The sequence below is a fragment of the Priestia sp. FSL W8-0524 genome (assembly GCF_038005965.1).
GTDB lineage: Bacteria > Bacillota > Bacilli > Bacillales > Bacillaceae_H > Priestia > Priestia zanthoxyli.
The window spans coordinates 3393139-3407466 of the sequence record NZ_JBBOUG010000001.1 but is presented as its reverse complement, the minus strand read 5'-3'; the positions used below and the strand labels follow the sequence as shown (position 1 = coordinate 3407466).

Genomic DNA, 14328 nt, shown 5'->3' with positions numbered 1-14328 from the left:
AATTAGAAGAAAAGGTACACACTGTATGATAAAATGAGTAAATAATATTACAAATAAAGAAAAATATGGAACTTAACTATTCTAATAAGCTACTCTAACCAGTTTTAATAATCTTTTATAGAGGATGGAGATATCTAAAATACATAGAGTTTAAAAGGGAGAGAAAGTAGTGAAGCCGATCATTGTAGATGAACTAATAAAGAAGTTTTCCTTACTAGGTTTAAAAAAGGAGTGTGTGGAATTAGCAGTTGATTTAAACGACATTTACGAAGGCAGTAATAAACTTGATCGATTAATTAGAGAAACTCTTAGCTCTTCACTAAATCAAGAAAAGCTAATCGAACAATTGATTGAAATAGAGATAGAACTTGATCATATTCATTGGCATTATAAAAGCTTAAAAAAGGAATTAAAACAGTTACTTAATACTTAAGTTGGAAGAAGGTGAAGTCTTGAAAAAAGAATTTTATCAAGGGGAGAATTTTTGGAGCGACGATAGTGAATATAAGCGTATAGATTATCCGATAAATGATGAAATCGTAAAGCAAGCTGAAGCTATTTTAGGTGTTAAGTTACCTAGTTCATTATTGAATTTAATGAAAATAAGAAATGGTGGAGGACTTAACTACCCATACTTTATGCTACCTGATGGAGATACCGACAGTATTCCTTACGGGCAGAGAGCAAGGATTAGTGACATTGATCCTATACATTTTAAAAAGGATGATATAAGCATCTTGTCTTCTAAAGAACTATTAAAAGAAGTCAGCCTCACCGGTGAATTTGTGGTGTTATGGACGGATTTTCACTATTGGGTCGTGTTGGATTATCGCAATAGATCACAAAATCCTGCTGTTATGTATATCGCAGAAAACTTTTCAACTTCAACATACGACACTACAGAATGGGAGTATATTAAAATAGCAGACACTTTCGATGATTTTTTAAAGCAGCTATTTCGTGTACCACCATTAGATCCAAAACAATTAAAGAATGGTTATAGCCGCAAATAATGATTAAGCTAAATCAGTATCAAGGCTGTATATTTAATCATAAAAAAGGTTCCTATCTCTAAATGGATGGAACCTTTTTAAATACAATGAATTATTAACGTTTATTTCTTATAATAAAATGAATCCAGCTATTAATAAAACAGCACCCAGCATAATCCGGAATCCTGAAGATGACACTGGATCGGTTGCTATATCCGATGCTACTGCTAAAAAAACTAACGCTTTTTTAGTTTTTCCTTTTATGTTTTTATCCCTTATAATTATAAAAATTCCTGAAACCAACAGATACAAACCAATTATTAAAGATAATATAGGTATAAAAATCATTTTATTTCCACCTTCTTCTAAAGTGCTATAGCATAGTTGTTTTCTATGCTTTTCCGTAACAATATGTACGCTAGTAGTATCACCACTATGTTCCCATTTAAGAGATTACTTGCAACCTCCTTGAAGCTTTTGCATCAGAACCAATTCAGCTATATATGGTATATTGAGAAGAAGTATGATCTATACGGTTTTTTTACGAATCATGAAGCATTAAAAATAAGAAAGTTATTATGTATAAAAATAAAATAGTCCACCCTATATAAGCATCGTTTATAAAATCAAAAATAGGAAGTTTAATAAAAAGAAAATGACTTACTATAGGAAGCAAAACAAGAAGCCAAATAAATTGTTTATCCATTAAAATTTTAAAAAGGAAGATTACTAAAAGAATTGTTCCACATATAAGATAAATCAAATCATCCATATTATTTCACAAATTTCCAACCACCTAAAGGACTCCGATAGCTTAATTTTAGACACTAGACTGTTGTTCATACTTATTCCTCCAACGTTTAAAGCTGTTGTTTTTTCCTTTTCTATAAAATAATTTTTTGTTACGCTCTAAACTTTTTGACTATGTCAGTAGTACTTTACACCACTTACTTGTTCAGCCATATTAAACCTACCTTTTTCACCAGCCTCTTTGGTTCACCTTCATTATTATAGAATATACAACCAAAATTTCAATTAAAATCCAAAAATGCTATAAGATCAAAGATCAGTCCATAATGAGATGAAAAGAGTTAAAAGCACTCTTATGTAATATTTAAATATTCCTGCCAGAAAACGTGTGCACTTTTGCATAATGTTTTGATTTACTTAGATGCATCATATTAATCTAGCAATTTTATTTGCTTTACTAAACACTTCATATTGATTATCCTCATTTTCTTAGTTATAATGTAATTGTTACATTTGTAATAATAATGTAATATAATTGTAACTTATATACATTTTTGCGGTGTTAGATAGAATGGTAGCTAATTTTAAAAAATGAAAAGCTATTTATGGATAAGCCCTTAGCGATTGTGGAAGCAGCCGCGAGGGGAAAACTTTAGATAAAAAGGTGAGGACGATGTTGAAAAAAATATTTATTTTAGTTGTTCTAGGATATATATTCTTGAGTAGCAAGTATTTTCTTCAAAATTATGTGTATGCGGGCACGTATGAGCAGGATATAAAGGTTAACGATGACTTAGTGTCGAGTCTTTTTTTAGAAAAAGCTGTTTTTTGACGGCTTTTAAGGCGCTAAATTTTATATAAAGAGGTAATGGGTAGAGTTGTAATTTCTTAATGTTGTCAGTCTCTTCCCTTATCTTCAAAGGTAAAAAGCAGGCGGTAGTTAACATAATTGCAGGACTTCGGGTCCTAATAGATTTTTACATTGCCTAGACAACAACGAAGTAGAGAAGAACGATGTAGTTGAGAAGAGAAGGCTGAGGGAGTAAGAATAAAATGAAAAACTATTTAAATGTGGAAGAAGGAAAAAATAGCTGGAAGCGTTATGTAAGTACAACAATCCTTGCTTCTGTGTTTATGCTGTTAGGATCCATTATTTATATTATTGCTGAAATGATAATGGTTGCAGCTGATGAAAGTGGAAAATCATATGTTGATTTTGATAGCGGATTAGCTGTAGGAATCAATGCTAATCTTGATTTTCTGTTGTCTCATATTATGTACATATGCTGGATTTTTGGTTTATGGATCGGGATTCGTTTTATTCACAAACGAAAAATGAAATCACTAATCACTGCTAACAAACGTGTGAACTGGAAGAAAGTAATATGGTCTTTTGGAGCTTTTAGTCTGTTACTAATCGTTTCACAATTAATTGATGTCGTGTTTAACCACTCGGATTATTCATGGAATCATGTAAGTTTAAAAGAGTATGCCCTGTTAGTACTGATCACGCTTTTATTAGTACCTATTCAAACAACAACCGAGGAGCTGTTTTTTAGAGGTCTTCTTCTTCAATGGGTGGGTAAGAAAGTGAAGCGTCCAATTTTACTTGCGATTATTGTGGGACTAATGTTTTCAATAGGTCATTTTGCTAATCCTGAAATGAATAAATCGATTATATTGGTGGGACTAGATTATATTGTAGCTGGTTTTGCTCTTACATATATCGCGGTTAAAACAAAAACCTTAGAAATTACCATTGGCGCACACGCAGCCAACAACATATTTCTCGCTCTGTTCCTTACAACGGATGATTCTGTTTTCGGGTCTATACCGAGTTTGTTTCAGGTAGCTAACACTGAGCCAGGAGCTAACCTTATTTGGTCGATTGTTATGTTCAGTGTTTTCTATGTCTTATGTAGAGGGAAGATAAAAAAGGAAGAAGCAGCTGACAAAGATCAGCTTATTGCTTAAATTGGCAGAACCAATACCTAAACAGGATAGGAGATGTAACAGAGTGAGTGGAAATCACGATGAAAATAAACCATTGACTCGTGCAGAAATGAAGCGGGGCCACTTAGCTACTCAACATCGTATTTTAAATGTGCTTATCGTTCTTGCATCGATTGCTGCAGTATATCTAGTAATAAAAACCATACTTTAAAAGAGCAGCCTTTAAGGCTGCTCTTTTTATTTTGTAAAAACACGCGCACGCAACTACCAATTGAAAAAAGCTTTTAACGAAATCATTGTAGCCGCGTAGACAAGAGATGAGATTAAAAAGGTTGGCAAATGCGCATGTTTTTCAAAAGGGAGCTCTTTACTGATGACGTTAAATAACATTGCACCTGAACTAAAAGCAATCATCGACTCAATAAGCAGGCCTGATGAGGGGCCAAAGACGCCCAAAATTGACCCAAGAAAAGTTGCTCCGGCAAGCATATAGCGACCTCTATTTTTGTGTAAGCGCGGATGTTTTTTTCCTAGATGGTAAGACCACCCGATAAAATGAAGGCTGATAGCCAGTCCGTAGAATACTGATTCAACTCGCTTAACATCGGTTGAAAACACGACATAAGAAATGATAAAAGAATAAATCATAAAAAAACTAGCCTGTACCATATAAACGGTCAGTTCCGTTAGGTGAGTGGCTGCTTTTGTCTGAGCAAATGAATACACTGAAAAATAGACGAGTAAGCCGAGAAGACCAAGAAAATATAGTTCAGTATCAAGGGCTAGCGATCCTCCAAACTCTTCTTGTTTCTTATGAAGCGTCGGTAAGATATAAATAAATACATAAGCAATAGCTACACCGCCTGATAATGAGAGCAGCTTTTGCTCCCCGATTGGAGAACGTTCGACAATCGTTAATGCGTATAGTTGAATGAGGATAAAAACAATACCTATGATAATTGATTCAATTGTAACCATGATGGTCTCCTTTTAAGGTTCACTTTTAGGGTTTAATTCCCTTTAATAGAAGAAGAGAAACCATGATTTAGATAGAAACATTGCTCAATTATGGGTAGATGTTCGTAACCATCATACTTTTAATAATGGTGTTAGTTTATAGTATATACATATTTTACTTACTTATTATTAGCTAGAGAAAGGGTATTTATTATAAAGGAAAGCTGTTGAGTTCGTGGATGAAGGCATATTCATTCTGTATTTTGGTATAGCTAGAACGTTTAAATGGCGGCCCTGAAGGTTTCCTTTAAGAGAACACTTTCCTATTCCTTTTATTTATTATGTTAACTAAGAAACAACATTATGATATAAAATATAGAAAAAATGTTATTATATAGATATTGTTCTGAAAATAAAATGATGTATGGGGGATATCAGCTAATATGTTTTTTGCCATTATAGGATTTATAGCCGTCTTTATCACTTTATGTTCGTTAGAAGCTAAGCTAAGAACGATAGTGAAACAAAATGATAGATTAATTAAATTACTTGAAAAAAAGAACAGATACTAACAAAAAATCACCTAATAGGATAGTTGGGTGCTTTTTTATCGTGTAGGAGGATTTAAATTGAAAAGGAAGTTTTTGTTTTTAGGACTTATATCTATTTTTTTATTAGTATTGGGTAGCTGTGGTACCAAAGAAGAAAGTGTGCGTTTCGAAGGTGAAGGAGATCATTGGAAAGCTTTATATCTTTTAAATAAAGGAGAGAATACTGAAAATGGGCAAGGCAGTATCATCTATAAAGGAAAAGACAAGGAGAAAGTAGGAAAAGTTTCTTATGTTGTTGAAGGGGAAACAAGCAAATTATCAGGTACGGATGACGAGACAGAAGGGAAAATTAATTTAAATGGAAGCTGCAGCGGGTGTTCGACTCAAAGCAGCAACGCTCCTTATCACGTGACAATAAAATGGAATGGGAAAGAAGATAAATTTGATTTAAAATCAAAGTAGAACGATAAAACGTTGTATGTATATGAAACTAAAAATCTGGCCACGTTAATAACATATTTTCCCTATTCTAATCAAGTTAAAAATCCTTTGCCTACATCAGGGAAGGATTTTTTTAAAAAATTTTGCATTTATTGGTTGTTAATCTGAATAAAGGGGAATTACATCTATTAAGAGCATACAAAGGGGATAAATAGTAGTGACAAATTATAGGTACTATACGGGATCCCTGTTCGTCAGGGAATTAGAACGTTTAAAAGAAGAATATATTCAACTTGATCTCGATGATATGAAAAGAATGGTTGAAGAAGATATTTTACTGTTGGAAAAAGCGGTGAATATGCTGTCTACGAATACCATTTCTTAAGTTAAGCAACTTACTCAAGAAGCAATAAAGCATTATTTAACGACTACTGTTCATTCAATTTTAAAAAATGCTACCTCTTGTAACTGGGAAGAGGTGGTCTTTTTCAATTTCTAGACTGGATAGGGCATATGAAACAAAAAAAGCGTTTGAAAGAAGTTTTATAACATTTCCTAGTTTATAACAAATGTTGCCCAAACAAAAAAAGGACATTTCTTCTATGCCCTGTTCCCTCATATCAGCCCCGCCTACGCTAAATACTATGACAGCCACTCATGCCATCCAACCTATAATTAGTATAAACGAAAACGTTTACAAAGTAAAGATATTAATGAAATATTCTGTCTATTTTTTTATATTAAACGTATCTATTTCGAATAATATCAAATATAATAGATGAAATTTTTAATGTCTAGAGATTAGCTCACTCATTAATCTGTTTAAAGCAATGTGTAATATATCATGTTCTGTATACTCTTGTTCAAAGGCTAGACTTCTTTTTTCTTTTTTCCTCAACAGCTTTCTAATTTCCTCACATAAGTAAATTTGAGAATCCAAAAGCTTTATTTCTTTTCTATCTTTTGTTTGTTTAGACATGAAATCAACTCCTTTATGATTCTTTAAGGAACTATTCTATCTTAAAAAGTAAAAATCCTTCTTCTATTACATCGGATTAACGTAATGGGGTTTATTAGAAGAACCAACCTTAGATTAGAGAAAAATTGATCCTGTTTTTTGAGAAACAATGTGTCAACAATGCTACAAAAAATTCTTTTTCTATTTAAATATTTTTTAAGGTGCAAATCCTTAAAAGTTAACTTCCTTTAATTATAATTAATGGTAAAATAATCAATATGAAAGGATGTTATCATGTATTCACCACAGGAAGCCTTATTGGCCAGTTCTCTTTATTTTGTATTCATTATTTTATCTTTCATCATTAGTTTCTTTATTGGAAGAATACTTATTATAAAATCTCATAGATCAGTAGGAGAATTTCAGGCAATTTCTCTTTTTATCCATTTCGTTTTGTTCGGAACGGATTTTAGATATTGGTGGTGGGGACACGCTATGTCTATTCTTAACATCTTTAAGTTTTTAGCCACTACGTTTATAAGCGTTCTTCTCTTTATAATTAGCGAATGTATTCTTTATTCCTGGTTGAAAAAGCTCTATAAGACGAATGTACAAAAAGGTGCTTAAATCTAAAACAACAGAAATTTTAATGCAATAAGATCCATCTCATTGTAAAAATGTCATTGAAAGAAGGGCAATAAGTTGAAAAAAGCCGTGACGACCGTTTCAGCAATTCTACTAATAGGAGCAGCGATTTTTTATTTTGTTACATTCTTTGCCTATATCCCATCTGATAAGTTTTTCGGTTTCCCTGTTCCTAAAAATGCAAAGTTAGTAAAAGGAAAAGAACGTACAGCAATATATGATTGGTCTAAAGCTTCTGAAGAAAACGGCATTCCGTCAGGATATAAATTAGTGATTAAATCAAAAGGGTGGAAGGAAAGGGACCGAGAAGGTGCCTCGACGTATTACGAAAAAGGAAATAAGATAATTGATTTAATAGTTCAAACCGATGAATTAACCCTAATTAAAGACAAAGATTAACTATACGTAAAATGTAAGAGAGGGTTTTTTTATTGATTCCAGAATTATATACAAAAGTGGTCTATTTAAACAGATTAATGGCTTCATTCAATTATGCACCTACTTATTTTAATTTGGCTGTTGTATATCGTAAGTAGGAATACACATTTACCTTTGTCAGCGATATTTATGGAATCAAGTATGGAATGAATTGTAATTTGTGATTGCATTTCTTTAGAAGGAGAAGATAAATCAATGAGTACAAAAAGAATACATCTTACGCCATTTGAAACTACTCACATTCAATACTTACATAAATGGTTAAATGATGAACGGGCAATACGAATGATAGGCAGAACACCTTTAACTTATGAAGAGGTGGTACAAGAAGTAGAAAACAAAAGAATGAACAACGATTTAATTTTAGGAATTGAAAGCGATGAAAAAGAATTAGTCGGATGGGTATTTCTGAAGGATATAGACTATGCACATGGAAGAGCTAGTATAGGAATTCTCCTATCTTCAGAATCTAGAGGTCACGGATATGGTCGAATGGCTATGGAGCAAATGATTGATTTAGGGTTTAAACAGCTTCGTCTAAATAAAATCTATTTAACCACAAGAGGAATAAACGAACAGGCCATTGCATTGTATGAAAAAATTGGTTTTGTTACCGAAGGAAAATTAAGAAACCATGCCTATGTGAATGGGAAATACGTAGATACATATTTTATGGGTATATTAGCTTCAGAATGGAACAAGTAAGCTTACCGGCCATGATGAAATTTTTAAAAATAGTGCTTCTTAAGGTATGTATTTGATTTTAGACAACGGGAGGGGTATAAATGAAATCTTATAACTATTTTTGTTCTACTCGAATTGAGGTAGGAATGGGGAAAGCTAGAGAATTACCAGAAATGCTGACATCTTTAAATATTGGTTCATCAATTTTAGTCGTGAGTGACCCTGGTGTGGTTCGTGCGGGATTAGTTTCACCAATTGTAACTGCCTTGGAGGCTTCTGGTTACCGAGTGCTGGTATTTGATTCAATTGAACAAAACCCTCGAGATACGAACTGCTTGGAAGGTGCTAAGTTATTTCGTGACTTTAGTGCGGAGGCAGTTGTGGCCATTGGTGGCGGGAGTGCGATGGACACGGGAAAAGCTATTGCGCTGTGCGGCCCAAACGGCGGAGAACCATCTGACTATGCAGACGGCCGACTTCTGTATTCAAACATCGCACCAGTTATTTGTATTCCAACTACTTCAGGTACGGGCTCAGAGGTTACTCGTTCTGCCGTTATTACCGAGGCATCTACACATCGAAAAATGACGCTCAAACATAGTACATTAAGACCTGTCTTGGCGATTCTTGATCCTGAACTAACATTAAGTCTTCCGCCTTCTGTTACGGCTGCGACTGGCATTGATGCCCTCGTTCATGCGATTGAAGGTTATACCTGTAAAGTCACAAATCCTATTTCACAAGCGCTTGGGGCTCAAGCAATGAGAACGATTGTTTCGGCATTGCCTATCGTTTTCCGCGATGGTAAAAATGAAGCGGCTCGTCAAGATATGCTGGAAGGAAGTCTCTTAGCTGGCTTGTGTTTCGGATCTGCAGATGTTGCTTCGGTACACTGCTTAGCAGAAGCGCTTGGAGGGCTTTATGATACCCCGCATGGAGTTGCTAACGCAGTGTTTTTACCATACGTATTACGTTTTAATTCTATGGAGAATAAGCAGCTGCATGCTACATTAGCAAGGTATATGAATTTTGCCAAAGATTCAGATTCAGATGAAATAGCTGTTGAAAAATTAATTCAAGGAATTATAGAATTAACAGAATCATTAAATATTCCTAAATTAAAAAAGCTAGAGGGTGTAAAGAAAGAAGACTTTCCGAGCATTGTAAAGTTGGCTATGCAAAACAACTCAACGCCAAGTAACGTCCGCTTAATTACCGAGGCTGATTATATGCAAATTCTTGAACAAGCTTACTTTGACCGTGTAGATAAAAAACGGCATTCTGAAGTAGAGAGCTTGAATTAAAGAATGAAAATTAAAAACCGGCCCCAATTGTCAGACAGTGTCTAACGATTTGGGGCCAGTTTTTAAGTAGTATCTATTTTTAATAAGAAATTCGCTGAAAGAAAAGAAGCAGACCTTTAATTAAAGATCTGCTTCTTTTCTTTGGCAAAAACTAAATATGTTCCCACTATAAGTATAATGCCCAAGCCAATAAAATCTAACCAATATACCCAAGGGTAACTATACGAAACTGTCACTGCTCCCGTATTGTTATTCACTGTTGTAGTTGTATAAGGAGTATAAATCATATTAATAGTTAAGTACGTTAATAAAGCTTGAGCAATAAGAAATATTCCTATTGCACGTTTCATTACCTTGCCTCCAGACCCATCGATATTTCTATGTACAGTTTAACATAGGACTAGTGGATGTTGGTTCCTATAATACGCATTAGCCCCATTAAAAAAGGATCTTTAGTTAGAAGATCCTTTTATCTGCTTATTTATTTACTTAAAGTGTCTTTAGAAATGAAAGATAAAGGCCGATACAACCAAGTAAGCTAATGAGAATAAACTCAACAGAAAAACAAAAGATGCAAAAATTAAAACCTTTGACTTTTTATTGATTGTTGTACCGTTTTTGAATAAGGTAGAGAACCCTAATAACAAACCTCCTAAAATCGATACTAACCCAAAAAATTGGTGAACCGTACTTGCCGTCCACATCCCTACAACAAGGACTATTAAAGCAAAAAATGGATTAAAAATCATATTTACAGCCATATGAATCTATCCCTTTCCAATAAGCTTTTCTTATCTTTTACAACTCAAATAACTCCTCTGGATTATTTCACAATAAAAACGATCCGAAAGTAAATTGCTAATGTCAAATAAATCGGTGGATTAGCTTTACCCAGCCCAAGTAGGAGATTCCTAAAATAAAAGCCCAAAGAAATGCTACACGAATATTTCTAGGTATAGAAATCCATAGCTTTAACATGTTCCAAAGTAAGTGATCTTTATTCGATTTTTTCATAGTTCGTCGATCCTTTCTTAACTAAGGCGTTCTAAACCATTCTTGCTTACGTAATAGACTAAGTTTCTTTTTAGCAGCCATTGTTTCCTTGGGAGGGAAAAACGGTAGTGTTCCTCCAATAAATCTTCTATCAACAAAATCACCTCTTATACAGTTAAAGGTAATTATATCATTAGTTACCATAAGTGGAGTTCTTTTTTTATTAACTATCATATGAATTCCTTAAAATGTAGTATGTACAGCAACGACATAATAAAATTCTTGTTTTTTCACACATTGTTTACGTATATACCTTACTAGAAGGGGATTCTTTCTATCTAAAATTGTATGACAACCTTTCAATTAATATGCTATAGTTATTTATAGACCTAATCTTTCTTAAACTTTTGCAATGCTTAAAATTCGAAAAAGCCATCTCACTTTTTAATATCAAAAGAATGAGGTGGCTTTTTATTTTATTTTATGATGTAGTTTATTCCTCTTCAGGAATCTTAATTAAAATAGTGATAGCAACTGTTGTCAGAAATATAACCCCTAAAATGATCAATAGATTTGTACTCATATGTCCCATCTGCCCTTCTGCTATAATCCCTATAATTTCATTGTAACAAAGGAAATGAGTTAATAGAATAAAAAATGAAAGCGTTTTATTTTTTGTTTTTATCCATGAACTCTTTTGAAAAGATATATACTTTAGTTCCATATATTATTAATAGAAGAAACGCATCAAAAAGAAGCCCTTGCTAAAATTAGCAAGGGCTTTCAAAATTACGAGAATCACAGTTAATAAATATTTTTCCTTGTTCTAAGCAGTAAGCTTTGAATCATTATTATCTTTAGATGCTTGATTGTTGTTTCTTAAAAGAAATGCACCAAATAGAGTAAAGACAGTCACGATAACTCCCATGATTAAGTATGTGTGACGAAAGCCAATGGAATCGTATAGGTTTCCTACAATAGGGGAGAGTATAACCGCTCCTAGTTGCATTGCGAATTGGTATCCAACTAAATATAAGATGGAAGAGAATTTCGTATCAAAATGTGTAGCCAGATACTTAAATACAGAAACGATGATAATGGCAAACTCTGGTGCGTTAAGAAGCTTGATAAAGGAAATGCTGTATGGATCGGATACTAGCCCTGAACCTACTACGCGTAAAATCATAATGATTCCCGCTAAAATTAAACCGCCTTTAGGACCTACTTTGCGCACAATGAATGGAGCAACTAATAACATCCCTGATTCTAAAAAGACTTGACCTGCATTCAAGTAACCAAAGATTTGATTTCCTAATTGTTCTGTTGGGAACAGGGAGGCATAATATACAGGAAATTGCTGGTCAAAAACATTATAAATGCAGCCAGTCCCGAGCATAAAAATCATAAAAATCCAGAAGTCTTTTCGTTTAAATAAGCTACCTAAATCTTGAATAGAAAGGGACTTTGCTTTCTTTTCTTCAATAGTGGATACTTCTACTTTTGTAAGGAAAATAACAAGTAATAAGATAACGCCTGATCCCGATGCAATCCAAAAGTTGATATCAGGGTTAATATTAAGCATTCGTCCTCCAATAGCAGCAGCAACGGCAGCTCCTATTGATCCCCAAAGTCTTGCACGACCGAATTCAAACGCATACTTTCTGCCAACTTTTTCGATATATGACTCGATGACTGAGATTCCAGCTAAAAAGGTGATGGCAAGATAAGCTCCGCCTGTCAGAGCTCCTACCCAAAAATTCCAGTTTAAAAGAGGTTGATAGATGAAAATTAGAAACGGTCCAGATAAAATAACTAAAATTGAAATGAAGTATAATAAATTCTTTCGTAACCCCAATTTATCAGAGATATATCCATAAAGAGGTTGAAAAAGCATAGTAAAGACAGCGTTTACAGAAAAAACAATACCTGTTTCTGCTCCGGAAAGGTTAAGGCTTTGTCCCAACCAGATAGCAAAAAAAGTAAAAATAGAGGCAATAGATAAGAAGAATAAGAAAAAGAAACTGCTTAGTTTCCAATAAAGTTTATTGTTTTCCATATTTAAATCCCCTTTGCTGTTTATGTATCTAAATATTATTTAGAAAGCGTTTTCGATTGATTGTATTATATATGGTACCGATTTCATATGTCAACAAGAAAATAATTAACAAAAATACCTTCCAGAAAAGGTTTGTTTAAGTGTAATGTGTTTTTTTAATATGGTACTGATTTCTTACATATAAAATAAACAATTTGATATGTACTGATTTATTAATCATGAAACATTTTATATAAAAAGGGCTGTTTCAAAGACCTATAGGGATTCTACTGTATTCTTATTGAACAGATGGTATAGAGTTGCAAACGAATTCATTCATTGCATTTTGCCTCTTTTTTAACGTAAAATAAGTATGAAACTGATTTCAGTTAGTGATGGAGTGATAAACACATGCCTACAATATACGACGTAGCCAAATTATCGGGGTTATCAAAAACAACGGTTTCCCGTGTTATAAACAATCATTCGTATGTTTCAGAAGAGAAAAAAAATCGTGTGCTAAAAGCAATGAAAGAGCTTAATTATACGCCAAATCCTTCGGCAAGAAAGTTAAGAGGACAGGTAACGACTACAATTGGTGTTATTGTACCAAGGATTATAAATCCATTTTTCTCTTATTTAGTCGATTCAATTGAACAAGTTGCTTATAAAAAGGGCTATCATGTATTAATCTTTCAAAGTAATGAAGATAAAGAGAAAGAATTAGCATTTTTAAATTTACTGAAAACAAAGCAAGTTGACGGAATTATTATGACGTCCATTGAAAATGACTGGAGTCTCATAGAGCCGTTTACTGAGTATGGTCCTATTGTGTTGTGCAACGAATATGTAAACAACGCAAATGTTCCAATCGTTCGATTAAATCAATATAAGGGTGCGTATATAGGCGTAAAGCATTTACTTGAAAAGGGACACCGGAAAATCGGGTACTGTACAGGTGGATTGTTCGCTGAGGAAGGTAAGGACAAGGACCGTAACCAAGGTTATCAAAAAGCACTTCAAGAGGCAGGAATTCAGCCGGATCCAAAATGGATTTTTGTTAATCAACATAGTATTGAAGACGGAAAACAAGTAGTTAAAAAAATCCTGTCAATGGAGGATCGCCCAACGGCTATATTTACAGGAAGTGATGAAATTGCTGGAGGAATGATGATCGAAGCCAAAGAGTCTGGTCTAAGTATACCTAATGATTTGGCGATTATTGGATTTGATGACCAACCTCTTGCACAAATGTTAGATCCAAAGCTAACAACTATACGACAACCGATTAATCAAATGGGGATTAAAGCAATGGAAATCCTGATCGATATGCTGAATGATTCTGAATCGACAGTAGAAACGTTTGAACTCCCAATTGAGCTAGTTGTTCGAAGTTCAACGTGATAGGAGATAACAGATGAAGGTGAGAGCTAAATCTATTAGTTCTCACCTTTTTTGAAAAATTTTCAGAAAAGTAATTGAAACCGTTCCCATAATATAATACAATAAATTTACCTTAAAGCAGAAGACAGTTCCTCTACATTCAGCTATTTATCGCATACTAGAACAAAGAGTTTGAGGTAAGTATAGAAGCGTGAGGTATAAAGGGTTATATCAGATTTTTTAA

16 protein-coding genes are annotated in these 14328 nt (G+C 33.6%); 10 read left to right on the top strand and 6 right to left on the bottom strand.

Annotated features, from left to right (window positions below; translation table 11 throughout):
• Positions 1 to 169 precede the first annotated feature (169 nt).
• Together NST66_RS17815 and NST66_RS17810 are read left to right on the top strand one after the other, a co-directional pair.
• Positions 170 to 433 (top strand): hypothetical protein, encoded by a 264-nt coding sequence (locus NST66_RS17815; protein WP_155007748.1) that lies wholly within the window; start codon positions 170 to 172, stop codon positions 431 to 433.
• A gap of 19 nt (positions 434 to 452) precedes the next feature.
• Entirely contained in the window at positions 453 to 1013 is a 561-nt protein-coding gene (locus NST66_RS17810) for an SMI1/KNR4 family protein (protein ID WP_155007749.1), read from the top strand.
• A 108-nt stretch (positions 1014 to 1121) separates the two neighbouring features.
• Here the strand turns inward: NST66_RS17810 and NST66_RS17805 are convergent, their stop codons facing one another.
• On the bottom strand, positions 1122 to 1340 hold the full coding sequence (locus tag NST66_RS17805; protein WP_013058420.1) for a hypothetical protein: 219 nt from the start codon (positions 1338 to 1340) through the stop codon (positions 1122 to 1124).
• Positions 1341 to 2795: 1455 nt separating this feature from the next.
• Between NST66_RS17805 and NST66_RS17800 the strand changes: the two genes are divergently transcribed.
• Together NST66_RS17800 and NST66_RS17795 are read left to right on the top strand one after the other, a co-directional pair.
• Positions 2796 to 3716: a CPBP family intramembrane glutamic endopeptidase gene (locus NST66_RS17800; protein ID WP_340843612.1), complete on the top strand. Its 921-nt coding sequence runs from the start codon at positions 2796 to 2798 to the stop codon at positions 3714 to 3716.
• Positions 3717 to 3759: 43 nt separating this feature from the next.
• Positions 3760 to 3906 carry a hypothetical protein gene (locus NST66_RS17795; protein WP_014458831.1) on the top strand — a complete coding sequence of 49 codons (147 nt, stop codon included), beginning with the start codon at positions 3760 to 3762 and terminating at the stop codon, positions 3904 to 3906.
• Between the two features lie 53 nt (positions 3907 to 3959).
• Here NST66_RS17795 and NST66_RS17790 read toward each other — a convergent pair whose 3' ends face one another.
• The gene (locus NST66_RS17790) at positions 3960 to 4673 is read right to left on the bottom strand and encodes a hypothetical protein (RefSeq protein ID WP_034267430.1); all 714 of its coding nucleotides are present in this window, start codon (positions 4671 to 4673) and stop codon (positions 3960 to 3962) included.
• A 608-nt stretch (positions 4674 to 5281) separates the two neighbouring features.
• Between NST66_RS17790 and NST66_RS17785 the strand changes: the two genes are divergently transcribed.
• Both NST66_RS17785 and NST66_RS17780 read left to right on the top strand, forming a co-directional pair.
• Entirely contained in the window at positions 5282 to 5665 is a 384-nt protein-coding gene (locus NST66_RS17785) for a hypothetical protein (RefSeq protein ID WP_034267427.1), read from the top strand.
• A gap of 196 nt (positions 5666 to 5861) precedes the next feature.
• Positions 5862 to 6029, top strand: a complete 168-nt coding sequence (locus NST66_RS17780; protein ID WP_165573610.1) for a hypothetical protein — start codon at positions 5862 to 5864, stop codon at positions 6027 to 6029.
• A gap of 402 nt (positions 6030 to 6431) precedes the next feature.
• Here NST66_RS17780 and NST66_RS17775 read toward each other — a convergent pair whose 3' ends face one another.
• Complete coding sequence (locus tag NST66_RS17775; protein ID WP_034267423.1) at positions 6432 to 6623, bottom strand: hypothetical protein; 192 nt, start codon at positions 6621 to 6623, stop codon at positions 6432 to 6434.
• A gap of 681 nt (positions 6624 to 7304) precedes the next feature.
• Between NST66_RS17775 and NST66_RS17770 the strand changes: the two genes are divergently transcribed.
• The 3 genes from NST66_RS17770 to NST66_RS17760 all read left to right on the top strand — a co-directional run bounded on the left by NST66_RS17770 (position 7305) and on the right by NST66_RS17760 (position 9673).
• Positions 7305 to 7646, top strand: coding sequence for a hypothetical protein (locus tag NST66_RS17770; protein ID WP_033580040.1), 342 nt, complete (start codon positions 7305 to 7307; stop codon positions 7644 to 7646).
• A 234-nt stretch (positions 7647 to 7880) separates the two neighbouring features.
• Complete coding sequence (locus NST66_RS17765; protein WP_033580041.1) at positions 7881 to 8390, top strand: GNAT family N-acetyltransferase; 510 nt, start codon at positions 7881 to 7883, stop codon at positions 8388 to 8390.
• An 80-nt stretch (positions 8391 to 8470) separates the two neighbouring features.
• A complete protein-coding gene (locus NST66_RS17760; RefSeq protein ID WP_033580042.1) occupies positions 8471 to 9673 on the top strand; it encodes an iron-containing alcohol dehydrogenase in 1203 nt (400 codons plus the stop codon).
• 116 nt (positions 9674 to 9789) lie between these two features.
• On the opposite strand, the gene NST66_RS17755 is transcribed toward NST66_RS17760, so the two are convergent.
• From NST66_RS17755 to NST66_RS17745, 3 genes are all read right to left on the bottom strand, one after another.
• Complete coding sequence (locus NST66_RS17755; RefSeq protein ID WP_033580043.1) at positions 9790 to 10023, bottom strand: hypothetical protein; 234 nt, start codon at positions 10021 to 10023, stop codon at positions 9790 to 9792.
• Positions 10024 to 10173: 150 nt separating this feature from the next.
• Entirely contained in the window at positions 10174 to 10434 is a 261-nt protein-coding gene (locus NST66_RS17750) for a hypothetical protein (protein WP_033580044.1), read from the bottom strand.
• 1058 nt (positions 10435 to 11492) lie between these two features.
• Positions 11493 to 12722: an MFS transporter gene (locus NST66_RS17745; RefSeq protein ID WP_033580047.1), complete on the bottom strand. Its 1230-nt coding sequence runs from the start codon at positions 12720 to 12722 to the stop codon at positions 11493 to 11495.
• Positions 12723 to 13112: 390 nt separating this feature from the next.
• On the opposite strand from NST66_RS17745, the gene NST66_RS17740 reads away from it, so the two are divergent.
• A complete protein-coding gene (locus NST66_RS17740; protein WP_165636221.1) occupies positions 13113 to 14105 on the top strand; it encodes a substrate-binding domain-containing protein in 993 nt (330 codons plus the stop codon).
• The last annotated feature ends 223 nt before the right edge of the window (positions 14106 to 14328 follow it).